This window comes from Streptosporangium sp. NPDC049248, assembly GCF_040678965.1.
In the GTDB taxonomy this organism is placed as follows: Bacteria; Actinomycetota; Actinomycetes; order Streptosporangiales; family Streptosporangiaceae; genus Streptosporangium; species Streptosporangium fukuiense.
Genome location: NZ_JBFAQY010000012.1, coordinates 1 through 17,116, shown reverse-complemented (window position 1 = coordinate 17,116; position 17,116 = coordinate 1). Strand labels below are relative to the sequence as shown.

Annotated in this window: 16 protein-coding genes; 7 read left to right on the top strand and 9 right to left on the bottom strand. The window is 68.1% G+C overall.

Features of this window, described 5'->3' with window-relative positions:
• The first annotated feature begins 17 nt into the window (after positions 1 to 17).
• Positions 18 to 1,052 carry a DUF4037 domain-containing protein gene (locus AB0K21_RS22425; RefSeq protein ID WP_364152758.1) on the top strand — a complete coding sequence of 345 codons (1,035 nt, stop codon included), beginning with the start codon at positions 18 to 20 and terminating at the stop codon, positions 1,050 to 1,052.
• Positions 1,053 to 1,081: 29 nt separating this feature from the next.
• On the opposite strand, the gene AB0K21_RS22420 is transcribed toward AB0K21_RS22425, so the two are convergent.
• Positions 1,082 to 1,393, bottom strand: a complete 312-nt coding sequence (locus tag AB0K21_RS22420; protein ID WP_343966243.1) for a DUF3817 domain-containing protein — start codon at positions 1,391 to 1,393, stop codon at positions 1,082 to 1,084.
• Positions 1,394 to 1,656: 263 nt separating this feature from the next.
• Here AB0K21_RS22420 and AB0K21_RS22415 point away from each other — a divergent pair, with 263 nt between their 5' ends.
• Complete coding sequence (locus AB0K21_RS22415; protein WP_343966245.1) at positions 1,657 to 3,567, top strand: ABC transporter ATP-binding protein; 1,911 nt, start codon at positions 1,657 to 1,659, stop codon at positions 3,565 to 3,567.
• A 90-nt stretch (positions 3,568 to 3,657) separates the two neighbouring features.
• Here AB0K21_RS22415 and map read toward each other — a convergent pair whose 3' ends face one another.
• Positions 3,658 to 4,425 (bottom strand): type I methionyl aminopeptidase, encoded by a 768-nt coding sequence (gene map / locus AB0K21_RS22410; protein WP_343966247.1) that lies wholly within the window; start codon positions 4,423 to 4,425, stop codon positions 3,658 to 3,660.
• 67 nt (positions 4,426 to 4,492) lie between these two features.
• Between map and AB0K21_RS22405 the strand changes: the two genes are divergently transcribed.
• Entirely contained in the window at positions 4,493 to 4,747 is a 255-nt protein-coding gene (locus tag AB0K21_RS22405) for a helix-turn-helix transcriptional regulator (RefSeq protein ID WP_343966250.1), read from the top strand.
• A gap of 14 nt (positions 4,748 to 4,761) precedes the next feature.
• Here the strand turns inward: AB0K21_RS22405 and AB0K21_RS22400 are convergent, their stop codons facing one another.
• From AB0K21_RS22400 to AB0K21_RS22385, 4 genes are all read right to left on the bottom strand, one after another.
• The gene (locus AB0K21_RS22400) at positions 4,762 to 5,856 is read right to left on the bottom strand and encodes a tyrosine-type recombinase/integrase (RefSeq protein ID WP_364152755.1); all 1,095 of its coding nucleotides are present in this window, start codon (positions 5,854 to 5,856) and stop codon (positions 4,762 to 4,764) included.
• A 314-nt stretch (positions 5,857 to 6,170) separates the two neighbouring features.
• A complete protein-coding gene (locus tag AB0K21_RS22395; RefSeq protein WP_364152753.1) occupies positions 6,171 to 6,593 on the bottom strand; it encodes a hypothetical protein in 423 nt (140 codons plus the stop codon).
• The gene (locus AB0K21_RS22390; protein WP_364152751.1) at positions 6,590 to 6,844 is read right to left on the bottom strand and encodes a hypothetical protein; all 255 of its coding nucleotides are present in this window, start codon (positions 6,842 to 6,844) and stop codon (positions 6,590 to 6,592) included. The genes AB0K21_RS22395 and AB0K21_RS22390 overlap by 4 nt, the downstream gene beginning before the upstream one ends.
• 266 nt (positions 6,845 to 7,110) lie before the next feature.
• On the bottom strand, positions 7,111 to 7,668 hold the full coding sequence (locus AB0K21_RS22385) for an HIT family protein (RefSeq protein ID WP_364152748.1): 558 nt from the start codon (positions 7,666 to 7,668) through the stop codon (positions 7,111 to 7,113).
• Positions 7,669 to 7,872: 204 nt separating this feature from the next.
• Here AB0K21_RS22385 and AB0K21_RS22380 point away from each other — a divergent pair, with 204 nt between their 5' ends.
• Both AB0K21_RS22380 and AB0K21_RS22375 read left to right on the top strand, forming a co-directional pair.
• Positions 7,873 to 8,724, top strand: coding sequence for a universal stress protein (locus AB0K21_RS22380; protein ID WP_343966259.1), 852 nt, complete (start codon positions 7,873 to 7,875; stop codon positions 8,722 to 8,724).
• 36 nt (positions 8,725 to 8,760) lie between these two features.
• Positions 8,761 to 9,423 (top strand): CBS domain-containing protein, encoded by a 663-nt coding sequence (locus AB0K21_RS22375; protein ID WP_343966261.1) that lies wholly within the window; start codon positions 8,761 to 8,763, stop codon positions 9,421 to 9,423.
• Positions 9,424 to 10,350: 927 nt separating this feature from the next.
• On the opposite strand, the gene AB0K21_RS22370 is transcribed toward AB0K21_RS22375, so the two are convergent.
• On the bottom strand, positions 10,351 to 11,838 hold the full coding sequence (locus AB0K21_RS22370; protein WP_364152743.1) for a BREX system ATP-binding domain-containing protein: 1,488 nt from the start codon (positions 11,836 to 11,838) through the stop codon (positions 10,351 to 10,353).
• On the opposite strand from AB0K21_RS22370, the gene AB0K21_RS22365 reads away from it, so the two are divergent.
• The gene (locus AB0K21_RS22365; protein ID WP_364152740.1) at positions 11,825 to 14,557 is read left to right on the top strand and encodes a hypothetical protein; all 2,733 of its coding nucleotides are present in this window, start codon (positions 11,825 to 11,827) and stop codon (positions 14,555 to 14,557) included. The genes AB0K21_RS22370 and AB0K21_RS22365 overlap by 14 nt on opposite strands.
• Positions 14,558 to 15,099: 542 nt before the next feature.
• On the opposite strand, the gene AB0K21_RS22360 is transcribed toward AB0K21_RS22365, so the two are convergent.
• Entirely contained in the window at positions 15,100 to 15,996 is an 897-nt protein-coding gene (locus AB0K21_RS22360) for an IS3 family transposase (protein WP_364152737.1), read from the bottom strand.
• Positions 15,993 to 16,289: a transposase gene (locus AB0K21_RS22355; RefSeq protein WP_364152734.1), complete on the bottom strand. Its 297-nt coding sequence runs from the start codon at positions 16,287 to 16,289 to the stop codon at positions 15,993 to 15,995. Before AB0K21_RS22355 ends, AB0K21_RS22360 begins: the two co-directional genes overlap by 4 nt.
• Before the next feature lie 21 nt (positions 16,290 to 16,310).
• Between AB0K21_RS22355 and AB0K21_RS22350 the strand changes: the two genes are divergently transcribed.
• Entirely contained in the window at positions 16,311 to 16,679 is a 369-nt protein-coding gene (locus AB0K21_RS22350; protein WP_343966273.1) for a recombinase family protein, read from the top strand.
• Positions 16,680 to 17,116: the final 437 nt, after the last annotated feature.

Sequence of the window (17,116 nt, the reverse complement as noted above, 5' to 3'; positions counted from 1 at the left end):
CAGGCAGAGTGGACGAAATGATGTCTGGTTTCATACCTGGTCTGGAGCTTTCTCGTACTTTCTACACCCAGGTCGTGCGGCCGATCGTGGCCGAGGTGCCGCACAGTGCCGCGCTGGTCGGCGCCGGTTCTGAGGTGCTGGCGTTCGACACCGAACGCTCCACCGACCATGACTGGGGTCCTCGGGTGGTCCTCTTCGTCGAGGAGCACCGGATCGAGCAGGTCCGGCGCGCCGTCGACGGCGGCCTGCCGGAGGTTTTTCGCGGCTACCCCACCGCCGTGACCGGTGCCGGTGGGCCCGGTGTGCACGGTGTGCACGTCGGTGACGCGGCGTCCTGGTTCACCGGGCGGCTCGGTTTCGACCCGCTGCGGGGGGTGAGCATGCTGGACTGGCTGTCGACCCCCTGGCAGAGGCTGGCGGAGGTCACCTGCGGGGAGGTCTTCCACGACGGCCTGGATGTCCTGGAACGCGCCCGTGCCGTGCTGCGCTGGTACCCGCCGGATCTGGAACGCTACGTGCTGGCCGGGCAGTGGCGGCGCCTGGCTCAGCAGGAGGCCTTCCCCGGGCGGTGCGGGGAGGTCGGCGACGATCTGGGCTCGGCGTTGGTCACCGCCGGCCTGGCCCGCGATCTGATGCGCCTGGTGCTGCTGCTGCGCCGCCGCTACCCGCCGTACGCCAAATGGCTGGGCAGTGCCTTTGCGCGACTGTCGGGTACGGCCGAGCTCGCGGAGGCGCTGTCGGCGGCGGTGGCGGCCGGCGGGTGGCGGGAGCGCGAGGAGCACCTGGGGATGGTCTACCGGCGGGTGGCGGCCCTGTACAACCGGATGGGGGTGGGTCCGGCGCTGGAGGGGAGCCTGCGGTCCTACCATCGGCGGCCCTTCCAGGTCATCGACGCCGGCCGGTTCGCCGACGCCCTCGGCGGCGCCATCACCGACGCCCGGGTGCGGGCGCTGCCTCCGGTGGGGTCGGTCGACCAGTTCGGCGACTGCGTCGACCTGCTGGCCGATCCGCGGCGCTGCCGGGCGGCCACCCGCGCCATCTTGGACCTGTAGGCCAGGCAGCGCAGATCAGGCAGCGCAGATCAGACGGTGGCCGGTTCGCGGCGGGAGAACATCCGCCGCTCGAACCACAGCGTGGCCAGCGGCGGCACCGCGCACACCAGGCCGGTGACGAGTGTGCCCAGGCTCCAGCGGGCCTGGCGGGCGGCGAGCAGCAGCGCGACCAGGTAGAGCGCGAACAGGGCGCCGTGCACCGGCCCGAAGATCTTCACCCCGAGGTCGCCGGTGGCGGCCACGTGCTTGAAGTACATGCCGATGAGCAGTCCCGTCCACGAACACGCCTCGGCGAAGGCCACGTAACGGAACAGACGCAGGGTGAGCGGCAGAGTCGGCACGACGAAGTACACCTCTCCCAAGAGGGGAATCAAAACTGGGATATCCGTGCGGATCGGACAATGCTCTTCAGCCTAGGGGGGTGCAGGGCCGGTCGGCGCGCCGGGGGAGCGCCGGGGAAGCACAGGGGCGCCGAAAGAGCCCGGAAGACAACGCCTCTTGACCTCAACTTAAGTTCAGCTTTTAGGGTCGTGCCGTGACCGCGCCGCTGTTCTCACCCCAAGAGCGCGGGAGACCAGGAACCCGGAAAGCACGGTGATGTGTGATGAGCATGGAAATGGCCGCCTGGCATTCGCTGTACGGCGCGATGAACGCCCAGCGCGACCGGCGGCCGTTCTCGGCCGCCACGCTGCGGCGCATCGCCGCCTTCGCCCGCCCGCACCGCACCCTGCTGGCCTGGTTCCTGCCGCTGAGCGTCGTCTCGGCGGTGCTGACGGTGGCCACCCCGGTGCTGGCCGGGCAGGTGATCGACGCGATCGTCAGCGGCGCCGCGACGGGCGCCGTGGCAGGGCTCGCCGGGCTGATCGCGGTGATCGCGCTGGCCGAGGCGGCGCTGGGCCTGGTGACCAGATGGATGTCGGCGAACATCGGCGAGGGACTGATCCTGCGGCTACGCGGCGCCGTCTTCGACCACGTCCAGCGCATGCCGGTCGCCTTCTTCACCCGCACCCGCACCGGCGCACTGGTCAGCCGGCTCAACAGCGACGTCATCGGCGCCCAGCGCGCCTTCAGTGACACCCTGTCGGGGGTCGTGGGCAACCTGGTCACCCTCACCCTGACCCTGGCGGTGATGATCGGCATCTCCTGGCGGCTGACCGCGCTGGCACTGGTGCTGCTGCCGGTGTTCGTGCTGCCGGCCCGGCGCGTCGGCGCCCGGCTGGCCCAGCTGGAACGCGAGGCCGCCGACCACAACGCGGCGATGAGCACGCAGATGACCGAGCGCTTCTCCGCGCCCGGCGCCACCTTGGTCAAACTGTTCGGCCGCCCCGACAGGGAGTCGGCCGAGTTCCTGGCACGGGCACGACGGGTACGCGACATCGGGGTACGCACCGCGATGGTGCGCTCGGTGTTCGTCACCGCCCTCACCCTGGTCTCGGCGCTGGCATTGGCCCTGGTGTACGGCCTGGGTGGCTTCTACGCGCTGAACCGGCAACTGGAGCCGGGCGCGGTGGTGGCGCTGGCACTGCTGCTGACCCGCCTGTACGCGCCGCTGACGGCACTGGCCGGCGCCCGGGTGGAGGTGATGAGCGCCCTGGTCAGCTTCGAGCGGGTCTTTGAGATCCTCGACCTGCGCCCCCTCATCACCGACAGGCCGAACGCCAAGGCGGTGCCCGACGGACCGGTGAGCGTGGAGTTCGACCAGGTCACCTTCGCCTACCCCTCGGCCGAGAAGGTGTCGCTGGCCTCCCTGGAGGAGGTCGCCGCCCTGGACGCGCGCGGCGGCGAGGAGGTGCTGCACGCGGTGTCCTTCCGCGCCGAGGCCGGGCAGCTGGTCGCGCTGGTGGGCTCCTCCGGAGCCGGCAAGTCGACGATCGCGCAGCTGCTGGCCCGCCTGTACGACGTCGACAGCGGCGCGGTACGGCTGTCGGGAGTGGACGTACGCGAGCTGTCGGCGGCCTCGATCCGCCGGACACTGGGCATGGTGACCCAGGACGGGCACCTGTTTCACGACTCGATCCGGGCCAACCTGCTGCTGGCCCGGCCGGACGCCGAGCCCGGGGAACTGTGGGAGGTACTGCGGCGCGCCCGGCTGGCCGAACTGGTCGCGGCGCTGCCCGAGGGCCTGGACACCGTGGTCGGCGAACGCGGCTACCGCCTGTCCGGCGGGGAGCGCCAGCGGCTGACCATCGCCAGGCTGCTGCTGGCCCGGCCGCAGCTGGTGGTGCTGGACGAGGCCACCGCGCACCTGGACTCCACCTCCGAGGTCGCGGTGCAAGAAGCCCTGGCCGAGGCACTGGCCGGACGGACCGCGCTGGTCATCGCCCACCGGCTGTCGACGGTCCGCGCCGCGGACCTGATCCTGGTCATCGAGGACGGGCGCGTCGCCGAGCGCGGCACGCACACCGAGCTGCTGGCCGCCGGCGGCCGCTACGCGCAGCTGTATCGCACCCAGTTCGACCAGCGCGAAGACCTGGAAGACGGCCTCGGGGAGTTCTCCGCCGTACCCGCCCGCTAGCGTCGCCCGCACCGCACCGCACCGCACCGGGCAGGGCAGGGCAGGGGCAAACCGACATCGATCAGACAGCGACGCCGTACGCCCGCGCCCTCAGGGCAGGGTCAGCACGCGCGGCCCGTCGGTGGTGACGGCCACCGTGTGCTCCACGTGCGCGGCCCGGCTGCCGTCGACGCTGGACAGCGCCCAGCCGTCGGGGGCGGTCAGGTAGCCGTCGCCGCCCCCGGCGACGAACATCGGCTCGATCGCGAGCACCAGGCCGGGCCGCAGCACCAGGCCCCGTCCGGCACGTCCCCGGTTGGGCACGTGCGGGTCCTCGTGCATGGCCCGGCCGATGCCGTGACCGCCGAAGTCCTCGGGGATGCCGTACCCGGCCGCCCGCCCCGCCGCGTGCACCGCGTGGCCGATGTCCCCCAGGCGCCCGCCCGGCACGCACGCGGCGATCGCGGCCCCCAACGCGGCACCGGTCACCGCGATCAACTCCAGGTCACCGGGACGGGGCGGACCGACGGTGAAGCTGATCGCCGCATCCCCGGCCCACCCGTCCAGATAGACGCCGCAGTCGACGCTCAGCAGGTCACCGGGGCGCAGCCGATAGCCGTCGGGGATGCCGTGCACGATCACGTTGTTGACCGAGGCGCAGATCACCGCGGGAAACGGAGTCGGCGCGAAACCGGGCTTGTAGCCCAGGAACGCCGACTTGGCGCCCGCACCGGAGATGACGGCCGCGGCCACCTCGTCCAGCTCCAGCAGGCCGACACCCACCCGCGCGTGCTCGCGCACCGCCTCCAGCGCCAGCGCCACCACCCGGCCGGCCTCGCGCATCGCGTCCAGCTCGGCCACGGTCTTGATCTCCACCATGCGTCACATCCCTGATCGCCCCAACACTTGTAGCGGTATTATTATCACGCTTGCTAGGATCATGCGCATGGTGCGATCCCCGCTGACCGAACTTGACCGCGAACGAGGCCACCGCCTGGGCACGCTCCTGCGCCAGGCACGCGGCACCCGCAGCATGACCGAAGTCGCCGCCGCCGCGGGCCTGTCCGCCGAAACCCTCCGCAAGATCGAGACAGGCCGCATCCCCACCCCGGCCTTCTTCACCATCGCCGCACTCGCCGCCGTCCTCAATGTCTCCCTGGACGTCCTGGCCGAGATGTGCGCCGGCGAACGCGCCGCCTGACCCCGCCCGACCGGCTACGCCGGCGCCGCGGGCCCGGACCTCCCCACCCCCTCGGCGGAGACCGATCCCGACGCACTCGCGCCGCGGCCGGCCGGGCCGCGCAGCAACGGATGCGAACGCATCGCCACCTCCAGCTCCCCGGGCAGCTCATCGCGGTAACGCCCCAGCGTCGCCAGATCACTGTGTCCCAGAACCCGCCGCACCGCGTCCATGTCCACCGCGTCGGCCAGCAGATGAGTGGCCGTGGTGTGCCGTAACCCGTGCGGCGTCACCGAACGACGCCGATCGGGATCCACCCCCCGCTGCACCCGGTCGATCACCGCCTGCACGTCCCCGCGCGCCAGACGCCGGCCCCGCCACGACAGCAGCAACGCCTTGTCGGGGGAGGCGATCCGCCCCCGTGCCAGATAGGCCTCCAGCGCCAGCGCCACATCACCGGGCAGCGGCACGTCCCGCGTCCGGCCGCCCTTACCGAAGATCCGCCAGTAACGCACCCCGTCGTTGGTGTAGAAGTCCTCCACATTGGCCCGCACCAGCTCCGACACCCGCGGCCCCATCGTCGACAGCATCAGCACGATCAGCCCGTCGCGCAGCTCGGTGTTCTGGTCACGACGACGCCTGCGCCCCGAGCCGGCCGTCTCCTTCGCCGCCACACCCTGCGGCCCGCCGCCCAGGTCACGCGCCGCACCGATGAGCCCCTGCGCCTGCTCACGGGTCAGCGCCCGCCGCTCCGGCCGCAGCCCCCCGCGCTCCCTGGCCGTGACCGTCGCCGTCGCCATCGGATTGACCTGCACCCACCCGACCAGCACCGCGTGCTTGAACAGCGCCGACACCGACCGCCGAAACCGCGCCTGCGAGGAGGCCGACTGCAACGCCCCCGAGGCCGCCTCCGGCTGCGAGCGCCGCCGCCCGTCCGGCTTGCGCGCGAAGGCCAGCAGAACGGCGTCCACCTCCTCACCCGTCAGATCATCCAAAACCACCTCCTCGCCAACCAACTGCACAAAAGTGGTCACATCACGCGCGTACACCTCCGCCGTCGACATCGACAACGCACCGGTCAGAGTCCTGGCCCGCACCAGCTCCACATAACGGTCGGCGGACTCACCCACACTGAGACGGTTCAGATCAGCCGGCCGCATGACCCCGACAACACCCCTTTCGCGCCCAGGCCGCCCTGAAACGGCCACTCGCCTCGCACCGGCACCGGTAAGGACGAGGCCACGAAACGGCGACGCGGAAGAACACCGCCGCGCCCGCCCTGCCCGCCAGATCACCGATCATGTCCATCCCCACGGTAAACGAACGCCCGCACCCCGGCCGCCCCTCACAGCAGACCGAGCACGGCGGCGCCCACGTGGCCTTTCGCCGAGAGCCCGGAGCGGAGATCGGGGGAGCGGAGCCTCTCACCACCTTCCCTCGCCCGCTACGGCCAGCTGACCGGGATGCGCGGGCACAACCGCCGATAGGGCTCCGCGTCACGGGCGATGATGCGCCAGTCGGTGACATTGCCGATCTCGGCGACCCGCGTGGAGGCCGAGTGGGCGGTGTGGGCGGCGGCCAGGGAGACGACCTCGCGCTCGGCCGCCAGGCCGCCGATGATGAGGGCACCGTCGGCGTCGAGCCCGTCGACATGCTGGGCGATCAAGTAGAGAAGGCCGTGCAGACGCTCGCGAGCTGGAACGGTGAGCGCCTGACGGGAGGCCTCGGCGGCCGCTACGGCGGACACGACGATCGGGTACCCGCGACGGACGGCCTCGCCGATGATCACTTCGATCTCGATGTCCTTGCTCAGCCAGTCGTTGAGGGCCGAGTGGTCCAGAACGAGACCGGTGTCGAAGAACCTCACGGACGGTGGCTCTCCTCGATCCGGTCGAACATGGCGCGGACACGGGCGAGGACGTCGCCGGGGGAGTCATCGAGGTCGTGGCCGACGAGTTGCCGCCAGGCAGTCATGCGGCGGTCACGCTGGAGTTTCTCGGTGACGGCTTCCCCGATATAGGCCGATACGGTGACGCCGTACTCGTCGGCGGCCTCCTTGAGCTGGGCCGCCTGCTCCTTGGTGTGAGAGAAGCTGGTCCGCTTATCCTTAATATGCATACGTTCACTCTATAGAGTGCATACCTTTGATGTCAGGTGCGAACCACCATCTCCTCCAGGCAAAAAAAGGGGGAAAAACCGCACAAACCAGCATGATGGTGACACCGTGCGCCGGAAGCGAAGCCGAGGCACGACCGCGCGAGCCTCCGGCCAAGGTCCAGCACGGGCGTTCGCCTTCGGGGACTCCGGAAACCCGCACCAGCCATAGACCGCCATCCACGCAGACGCTTGCACCCGCAGGGGAGTACACCGGCACCTGGTGAAGGTCACCCGCCCGCGCCCGCCTCGGCCAAGGCCGCACGGAGACGCTCGGCGAGATCAAAGGCCTGCTGCGCGGACCAGGAGATCACACCGTTCTCGGTCATCAGGGCATGATGCTGCTGCTTCGCATAAGGAGTCCCGGGCGGCAGCGGGGCGATATGCCAGTGAAGATGGGTGTTGCCCTGCTGACTGCCCAGCGAAAGCAGATAGGTGCGCTCAGAGGGAACAACCGCCTCGACAACCAGAGCGACCCGGCGAACCGTCCGCATCAACTGGAGATACGCCTCCTCCTTGAGGTCACGGACCACATGCTCGACATGGGCTTTGGGAGCCACCAGGACCTTGCCGGGCATCGTGGGGTAGCGGTCCAGGAAGGCGACGTGCTGCTCGTCCTCGAAGATGATCTGTTCGAAGTCATAACCGGGGGCGCCCGCCACAATGGCGCAGACGAAGCAAGGGCCGCCCTTGACCCGCTGAACATAACCGGCGAGATCGAACGTCTCCTTCCGCTCGACTTCTGGAGTCGGGACGGGCAAGCCCTCACCAGAGGAACGCAGACTCATGATCGCCACCGTAGGCCAGGACAGGCGATCTGCGCAGCACCGAAGAGCACGCCATGGCTCTCGGGCCGGTGATCGCCCCACCCCCGCAGGACATGATCACGGCGAAGGGCGAAAGACCCTGTCCTCCCGCGGCGGGATCAGGACCTGTGGCCCTGGGGCCCGGCCTTCCGGCGAGGTCTGATGGGAAAGGAAGGGAGAACAATCATGTCTGCTCTGATCATCGCCGGAACCGACGGCTCCACCGGCGCGACCGCCGCCGTCGAATGGGCCGCCGACGACGCCGCTCGTACGGGCCTGCCGCTGCGCATCGTCACCGCCGTGCACCGCTGGCCGAACGACCTCTCCAGGTTCGTCGCCCCCAACGGAGAGGACCTGATGACCAGGGACGCCCGCAAGATACTGGACGAGGCCGAGGCGACGGCGCGCACCCGGCAACCCGCCATCGAGGTGAGCACCGCTCCGGTCGAGGGCCTGCCCCCAGTGGTCCTGCGTGACCAGGGACAGCAGGCCACGGAGATCGTCATCGGCCACCGAGGCCTCGGTGGCTTCGCCGGAGCCGTCATCGGTTCCGTCAGCATGCACGTCGCCGGGCACACGCACTGCCCGGTCGTCGTGGTCCGCCCCGCTCAGGCACCGGCACATGGCGAGATCACGGTCGGCGTCGACGGCTCCGACGCCTGCGACCCCGCCCTCGCCTACGCCTTCGAACAGGCGAAGCTGCGCGGCTGCACACTGCGCGCGATCTACGCCTGGCAGCTGCCCGTGCACGCCTACGCCCCCGAGATCACCTACGACATGGACGAGATCCGCATCGCCCAGTACGCCGTCGTGGCCGACAGGCTCGCCACCTGGCAGCAGAAATACCCCGAGGTGAGCCTCATCGAGGACATCCGGTGCGCGCACCCTGTCGAAGCGCTCACCAAGGCCTCCACCGGCAGCGACCTGATCGTCGTCGGCTCCCATGGTCGCGGCGCCCTCAGCTCGCTGCTGCTGGGCTCGGTCAGCCGGGGCGTCCTGCACCACGCGCACTGCGCCGTGGCGGTCGTCCGCTCATAGGAACACCCAAAGCAATCACGGGAACGGAGGAAGAAGATGCCGATCAAAGTGAGTGACGTGATGGGGCGCACCGCCATCGCCGTGCGACAGGACGCGGGCTTCGCCGACATCGTGGACGTGATGCGGCGCTACGCCGTGGGCGCGGTGACGGTCATCGACCTGGACCGCCGTCCGATCGGGGTGGTGTCCCAGGACGACCTGCTGCTCAAGGAGAGCGACACGACGCGCCACAGCACCTCGATCTTCGAGAGCGCCGCCCGCCGCCGCGAACACGAGAAGGCCGCAGCGGTCATGGCGAAGAACCTGATGACCTCACCCGCCATCACCGTCACCCCGGGCATGCCCGCCCGGGACGCGGCGCGGCTCATGCACGACAAGAAGATCGAACAACTCCCGGTGATCGACCCGGTGACCGGCCGCATCGCCGGCATCCTGCACCGGTCGGACCTGCTGCGCGTCTTCGACCGCCCCGAGGCCGAACTACGGGCCGAGGCCGAAGCCGTCGCCCGCGACCTGACCGGAACCGACGTGACGATCGGCGTCGAGAACGGCGTGGTGACACTCGAAGGCAAGGTCGAACACCGCTCACAGGCCGTCCGGCTCATCCAGGCGATCCACCGGCTCGAAGGCGTCATCGACGTCACCTCACGACTCGAGCACGGAAGCGACGACCTGCTCATCCTCCCGCCGCTGCTGTAGACCGCCGCCATGGAAGGGGACGGGGCGTGGAGGGCGGTCACCTCGCCGTCCGCAGGGCGTTCATCGAGCAACTTCACCAGCGGTTCTTGTCGCCGCAGCAGGTCGATCGACAAGGCCGATAAGGAACATTACGGACAATGTTTCTCGCCTTGAGTGTGGAGATCACTCGGCTCGAGAGCGCTCAGCGGCAGGAGGTGATCCGGACCGCGTCAGGCGCCGGAACGGCCGCAGGATCAGAACCTGATCCTGCGGCGGGAGCCGGCCGCCGCCGGTTGGGCAGACATTGAAACAGTCATGTTTTATACCATACAGAATCAAGCTTCTGTATGGTTAAAGGTATTTTGTGCTGGTAGGGCCCGTTTGGTATGTCGTGCAGGTTTGTCCGCCGGATGCTTCCCGTTACGAGAAGACGGAGAACGGTGTGATTCCTTCCGGGGGCGTCATGGCGCCCGGAGACTCCTTCTATGCATGATCGCCATGCTTGATCGTTTCGTCGAACAAGATCCACAAGCTGTCGTATCGTCCAAAATGATCAAGAGGTAGAGAGGTCCCGCTGGTGCGTGCCACGCAGGACTGTCCTGTCACGGGCGGCCTGTTCGGTAAAAGCTACTTCGTGGATGTGATCGGGTCGCACGTCTCGGCCAACCTGCTCTGCGATCATGGTCATCTTGCATGGTCATCTTGAGCGATCTGCCCGGTCGAGCGATTTGTCTGATTTGAACTGCTCTGTCGGGTGTCTTTCGTTGGCCGTTCAATGACAGTGGCTGGCGTCCACGAAATCAGTGCCCAGGTGACCTCTCCCCTGGGCCGTCAGGGCAAAATATTCGCTTTGACGGATGAATATGGGCAGGTCAGCGCTACTGAAGATCCTCGCGACCGGCACGTCACTCTGGATCCGATGGTGGACCACTCCCCCGGTCGGTGATCTCACCAATGGGGCGCGGGCGTGATATCCAGCATCGGACGGCGGTGACTGCGGCCGGTAGGTGGCGATGAGACCCATGGCGTAATGGGAAGATTACCGACGGTGCCGATCTGATGGAACCAGCGCAGGTCCTGAGCTTTCGCGCGCTCGAGGTACAGGCGCAGCAAGTGGGCGCAGGTACGTGCGTCGCTTTCGGCGCTGTGTGCCAGGCCGGAGTCGATTCCCTCGGCAGCGGCGCAGTCGGTGAGTCGGTGGGAGGTCAGTGGAGGGCCGAAGCGGCGTGACAGGGCCAGGGTGCACAGGGACAGCAGGTCGTCAGGTGCGGCTCCGAGGCGGGCGAACTCGGCGCTGAGTACTTCGGTGTCGTGGCGGGCGTTGTGGGCGACGATCACCGCGCCGTCGAGCATGGCCGCGATGTCGCCGACGATCTCCGCGAAACGCGGGGCTCCTACCAGATCCCCGATGGTAAGACCGTGGATGTGCGTGGGACCGGGGCCCGTTCCGGAGTCCACGATCGTGGAGTAGAGGCGGTCGTCACTGCTGTCAGGGTGCAGGCGGATGATCGCGATCTCGACGATGCGGGCCTTGTGGGCGTCGGTTGAGGTGGTCTCGACGTCGACGACGGCGTAGGGAAGGGATCCCAGCCGGTACCGACGCGACGCCGCGGCTGCGACGACAGGAGGTTTGGTCTGCGCGGCCTGTACGGGAGCGGCCTGGTCGGCGAGGGTGGTGATCGCCTGTTCGGTGCCGGGGACGTCGAGTTTGCGGGCGGCATAAGAGCGGGTCAGCAGGCTCTCGCCGATGACGTCGTCGTACTTGTCGATCCTCTTGTCGGGGATCAGGCTCGCCAGGTCTGCGGCGTCGGGGAGGCCAATCGAGGTGACCCGCTCCCCCGCTCCCGGGCGCAGGAAGTCGGCGGCTTGGCTCATGTCCCCGAGGGTCGCCGACAGGCCGATGCGAGGAACGTGGCGGCGCGCGGCCAGGTCCAGTCGGTGCATGAGCGACTGCAGTTGAGCGCCGCGCTCGGTTCCGATGAAGGAGTGCAGCTCGTCGATGACGATGTAGCGCAGCGCGGCGGTGAGGTCGCCCATCTTCCAGCCGCGCAGGACGAACAGTGCCTCCAGGGATTCTGGGGTGATCAGCAGGATTCCGCGGGGTCGGTCGACCAGGCCGCCGGAGGCGAAGGTGTTCTCGGCCAGCCGTGACTGCAGGGCGGCATAGCTGTAGAGGCCGCGGCGGTTGTCGGCGAGGAATTCCGGGGTGCCACCGAAGACGAAGCCGAGGTGGGCGGCGCTGCCTTGGAGGGTGTCGTTGAGGATGCGCAGGATCTGCTCGTAGTTGGCGTTGCGTGCCTGGGTGGAGCCCAATTTGTAGAGGTTGACCATCTCGTCCAGGCAGACCAGGAGGCCGTCGTAGCCGGCCAGCCGGACGAATCGGCTCATCAGCTTCAGGTGATCATGGAAGGTGGAGTCATCGATGATGGTGCGCATCCCGAGCGCGGAGCGCGCCTCGGTCTTGCTGGATGAGCTGATCGTCGACGACGACCTTCTCGGCGCCGAAGACGCGATCGAAAACCTCTTCCAAGATCGTAAAGCTGCGGCGGAAGCCGTCCAACGGCTGGCCAAATTCGCCGGTATGGCGACCAAACTACGTACCGAAGCCCAAGCCTTGCTCCAGCAGGTCTACCCCGGCGCCCAGCTCACCGAGACCACCCGCTACACCGTGCCTGCTTCTCTGCGCAGCCGCGCCGCGGAACTCCAGGAAGAACGCACCAAGGCAGACGCCGCACTGAAACAGAGCCGCAAAGCGCTTGAGCAGCGACGCCGCGCTCTCGAAGACGCCGACAAACTGCTCAGCGAACTTCCCGTGGCCGAAGACATCGGGCCGCTTCGGGCCATCCTCGACGCCATCCCCCACGACCTGCTCGGCCAGATAGCCGGCATCGACGAAGACGCACAACGCATCCGAAGCAGCGCCGAGCACATCCTGCATGACCTGCGGCTGCAACCGCTGACCGTACAAGAGGTGACAGCCGTCACCGTACCCTCCCGCGCCCAGGTCGAGGCACACATCGCTGCCCTGAGCGACCTCAAGCATGAACGCGGCGATCTGACCAAACGCACCAAAAGCGTCACCAAGCAGCTGGCGGCCAACCGGCTGAACCTGGCGACCCTACTGAACAACGATCCACCGCCCAGCGAGGACGACCTCCTCGGTGTTCGATCCCTGCGCGACGCCCTCTGGCAGGAGATCAACGCCGGTCAATTGGACCGTTTCGCGGACTTCGAGCAGGCGATCGTGCACGCCGACCGGCTTGCCGACCAGATGCGCAAAGACGCCCACCGGATCGCCGAGCGCTACCGAATGGAACTCCAGATCGGTAGCGATGAGCGAGAGCTGAGCGAATTGGACGAAGAGCGAGCCGATCTTCAGCGGCACGCCGAGAAACTGGAAACCGAATGGATCGGCCTGTGGCAGGACTTCCCCGGTCCCCTCCCCCTGCCTGCCGCGGCCCTGATCACCCTCGACGACGTCAGAAGACTCCGAGAAGCCCTCAGCGAACTGAGCACGGTGCAAGCTAGGCTCGCCTCCTTCACTGGGCAGGCTCACCAGCACATCGAGCGGCTACGGGAAGGGCTGCGTGAACCGCACGGCTCGACCTTGCTGGGCACGCACAACGCCCTGGTCGAACTGCCCGAGCTCCGCGAGATCGCCGCAGCCCGGCTGAGCCTGCAGGAAAAGGCCGCCGGGGAGCGCAACACGATGCAGGAACGTCTGGCCTCGGCGCAGGCCGAACTCGCCGCCGTCGAGACTCAGATCGCCGAGCAGGAGCATGACCTGGCCGACTGGCAGGCCGCATGGGACACCTGGCTTACCCGCGTCGATCTGCCCGCCGACCACGACACCGCTGACGCACTGGCCGACCTGGAACGGCTCCACAGGGTCGCGGCCTTGATGACTGAGGCTCTCACCAGCGAACAGGAGTCGCAACATGCCACCGCTGTGATCGAGCGTTTCCACACCCTGCTGCAGACGACCGCCGCCGCGTGTGGCCGCCGCTTCCCCGACAACCCCCCCGAGCGTGATCAGCTCGTCGCCGCCCTCTACGACGAGGCCAAGGCCAACCGCTCGCGTTTCGAACAACACGCCATCCTGCGCAGCACGCACGACGAACTTCTCAGCGCTGTCGCGGGTTTCCATCAAACCAGCCAGCGACTGGCGGCCGAGCTGGCTGCCCTGGCACGAGCATCGAAGGTGGACGACCCAAGCGCCCTTGCCGAGGCCGTGCGGCGACGGCAACGCCATACCCTTCTCAGCGCCAGCCTCGAAGAGGTGATCCAGGCGATCCCCGCCAGAGGCGACAAGCTCGATGCCCTCATCAGCGAGGCCGCCAACGCCGACGGCAGCCGGCTCGAAGCCCAGCTGGCCGAACTCACCGACCGCATCACCGACCTCGACAGGCAACGAACCAACCAAGCCGAGCTCACCGGCAGCAAGAAAACCGAGCTGGCACAGCTTGACGGATCGCCCGCGGCCGCCCAGGCAGCGGCCGAAGCGGAGATCTCTGTGGCGGCCTTGATAGAGGAGAGCGAGGAATACCTGCGCCTGCAGGTCGCCCGCCCCATCGTCGCGCGATGCATGGAGGACTACCTACAAGCGCAGCAGGATCCGATCCTGCTGCGGGCAAGCGACCTATTCACCCGCCTGACCTTGGGGCGGTTCTCCGGCCTGGAACTCGACCACGAACACGACGCTCCCCTGGTGCTGGCCCGCCGAGCATCAGAACTGCTGAGCGTCAACCAGCTCAGCGAAGGCACCACCGATCAGCTCTACCTCGCCCTGCGTCTGGCCTCCCTGGAGCGCTACGCCGAAGAGGACCGCACACTCCCCTTCACCGTCGACGACATCTTCATCACCTTCGACGACCACCGCACCCGCGCGGCCCTGGCGATTTTGAACGAGATGGCCGACCGCTTCCAGATGATCGTGTTCACCCATCATCCCCATCTGATCGACCTCGCCCGGCAAGAGCTTCCCGCCGGTCGGCTGCATGTCCATTCCCTGCCGGTCTTCACTCCCGGCCGCAGTGACGCCTCACCTGCCCAGGGCGCCGAACGCCTCTGCCGCGTCTGCCGACAGCCCTTGACTTATTCGGGCAGAGGCAGACCTCCGGTGGAGTGCGAGACCTGCAGCCGCGCTCGACGCTGAAGGAAGAAGCAAATCGGATCTGTTCGATACCCATCTCGCCGCGCACGTCTACCCCCGCCGATCTACTTCGTTAAGGAGTTCTCCAAGACGCCCAGCGATAAGCCCCGGCACCACCTGCTCCGTTGGCGTCACGCAGCCGAACCCTCGACCACGTGACACCGATGTCGCCGCCTTTTTTAGAACCCAAGTTGGCAGTCGTGACCAGCTCGCGGAATTGTGCGGCAACCGGCGGTTTTGTCGCGGGGAAGCGGTGATGGGGCGATCAGTTTCACGCCATTATGGAAAACTCGACAGTTGGCAATCCCCTGTGGTGATCTTGCGTTTTTAGGATCTTGCCAGTGCGCCGCGCGCCCTCGCCGGGGCAGGCCCCGGCCTGCCCGCGCTCCTGCCCCCCAGGGCCGCAGAGGTCTCCGGGGTCAAGGGCGGCCGAAGGCCGTCGCGCAGCGATCGCGCCGGCGACCCTTGAGGCCGGAATAGGCGGCCCCGGACGCTGCGCGACGCCCCCCAGCCAGATGCGGTGCTCGCTGGAAAGTCGTGGCGGCTCATGCCGCCTCCCTCTTGGTCCGCGTAGCGGCCCGCTGTTGCTCGTACTCCACCGGGCAGCACATCCCGTTGGCCGAGTGCAGCCGCATCGTGTTGAAGTCATCGACCCAGACCGCGACCATGCGGCGGGCCTGCTCACGAGTGTCGAACGGGCCCAGGATGCGAAACAGCTCAAATTCCAGGCTGGAAAACAGCGATTCGGCGGCGGCATTGTCCAGCGCGGAGCCGACCCGGCCCATCGACTGCACCACGCCCATCCGCTCACACGCCGCCCGGAAGTGCCCGGCGGTGTACTCACTGCCCTGATCGGAGTGCAAGACGACGCCGCCGACCACGCCACCACGGCCGGCCACGGCCATCTGCAGCGACGCGACAGCCAGCGCCGCGTCATGATGGGTGCTCATCGCATAACCCAGTATCCGGCGAGAAAACAGGTCCGAGACCGCAGCCAGATACAGCTTGCCCTCACCGGTGGGAATCTCGGTGCCGTCCGCGCACCAGTGCATGTCCGGCGCCATCGCGGTGAAGTTCCGCCCCAGCCGGTCAGGCGCGTGCCGGCGTCCCCTGCCCGGCCGGGTGGTGTTCCTACGCCGCCGCTTCGGGCGGGCCGCCAAGGCCTGCCGTCGCATCGAGGCGGCCACGGTGTTCTCACTCACCCGCCATCCGGCCTGGCGCAGCCGCACGGTGATGCGCGGGGAGCCGTCCCTGCCGTCCCTCTGGCGGAAGATCGCCGCGACCGCGGCGTCCAATCGTTGCCGGCGCCCCGCACGCGCCGACAACCCCCGCGCGCGCCACTTGTAGAACCAGGCCTGCGACACCCCCAGCGCCCGGCACGCGACCGCGTGCGAAACACCGTGCTCGGCCCTCTGAGCGGCGATGAAAGCGGCCAGGCTCACCGGCCCATCGCGTCCTTGACCCAGAGGGCCACCGAGCGTTTGAGCACATCACGCTCCATCACCAGCTCAGCGACCTCCCGGCGCAGCCGGATCAGCTCGGCACGCTCGTCCTCACCCAGGCCATCGTCACCGGCCCGGTGCCGCTGCCGGGCCATGTTCACCCAGTTGGCCAGAGTGCCCGCATTGACACCCAACTCCCGGGCCACCCGCACGATCGGCCTGCCCGTCTCCTCGACGATCCGCACCGCACCGTCCTTGAAGTCCTGATCGAACTTCCGTCGTGTCTCTGGCATCGCCGTTTCCCCCTTAAGGCGATGTCTCTACGTTACGAGGGGAAGCCCACGCTCGGCGTCCACGCCGACCGGATCTACATCGACCACGGCTTCTCCGGCACCACCCGCCGAAACCGCAACGGACTCGACCAGGCCCTCGCAGCCGTCTGGCCCGGCAGCGTGTTCACCGTCACCAAATTCGACCGGTTCGCCCGCAACGTCGAAGAAGCCTGCCAGATCCTCGGCGACCTGTCCGGCCGCGACGTCCTGTTCGGCATGGGCGCCTCCAGGCCTTCGGGGAGGATCGGTACGGAAATTAGCGGTAGAGCTCACTACCTGCGGTGCTCCGGAAACCAGACCCACCATCGATCGGATTCCGCAGGGTATGACGGGCAACACGGGATGCTCTGAGCTGCTGAAAGGCCCCTCCTCGCATCCCTACCGCCAAAATCCGCACCGATCCTCCCCGAAGGCCAGTTGGCGGCTGGGGACACGTTCGGGAGGAGGACGCCGAGCAGGATGTCGACGTTGCCGATCGCGGCAACGAGGTACTCGCGGGCCGCCCGCATCTCGGCGGTCTGCACTGACCGACACATGTCCGACGCTGGTCTTGCCCGCTTCCCATTCCTCCCGGGTATGAACACCCTCCTGTGGGGGCAGACCAAGTAAGCCGGAAAAGGGCAATAGCGGTCGGCACACAGGACAGAACATCAGCTCTGTCCGGTTCCCGAGACGGTGTCTGACCAGGTCAGCGCAGTGAAACCGCTGCGGGAACCAATCCGGCCCCACGCCGGGCACGGCTATCCACAGCCGAAATCTCGACTTCCGCCTCTACCGCCCGACCAGCC